Genomic DNA, 631 nt, shown 5'->3' with positions numbered 1-631 from the left:
CGCGGGCACCCCACCCGAGCAGCCCGGCGGTCGCCTCGTCCCGTCCGAGCTCGGACGGACGGTGGCGTGCTGTCCGGGCGGCACGGCGGCCGCGAACACGACCGTGTCGAAGCGACGGTGACGGAAGTCCGGGGAGATCCAGCGGCCCACGGGCCGCAGCAGGTCCGCCCGCAGTCCCAGGCCGCGCCGCTGCAGCTGGCCGGGCAGGCCGAACCCCTCGGCCTCGAGCGAGGTCCGGGCCTCCTCCCAGAGGGGGGGTCGCCGGGTCCGGCACGACGTCCCCCTCACGCTCCCCGGCCAGCAGGAGTCCGGTCTCCTCGAAGAGCTCGCGCACCGCGGCCACCACGTGCTGGCGGGCACGGCGCAGGCCCGTCATGCCGAGACGGCGCGCCCACTCACGCGGGGTGGGTCCGTACCAGGTGCAGGCGTCCGCGTCCTGGTCCGTCAGGGAGCCGCCGGGGAGCCCGACGACGCCCAGCGGGGTCTGGCCGGGGCGATGCCTCAGCAGCAGCTCGGGCCCCTCGTCCCCGTCACGGACCACCGCGACGGCCGCGGCACGGCGCGCAGGGCGCACCTGACGATGCTCCTGGGCCGCCCACAGACGAGCGGCCTCCTCCTCCCCGGCGGGGCA

General features: G+C 77.5%; 1 pseudogene. It reads right to left on the bottom strand.

Annotation, left to right across the window (positions count from 1 at the left end):
- Window positions 1-288 (bottom strand): annotated as a pseudogene (locus AC2W7A_RS13185) (hypothetical protein); the annotation flags it as partial.
- Window positions 289-631 lie beyond the last annotated feature (343 nt).

The organism is Micrococcus sp. LASM2_SD2 (assembly GCF_057364565.1).
This window is presented reverse-complemented; position numbering and strand designations above follow the sequence as displayed.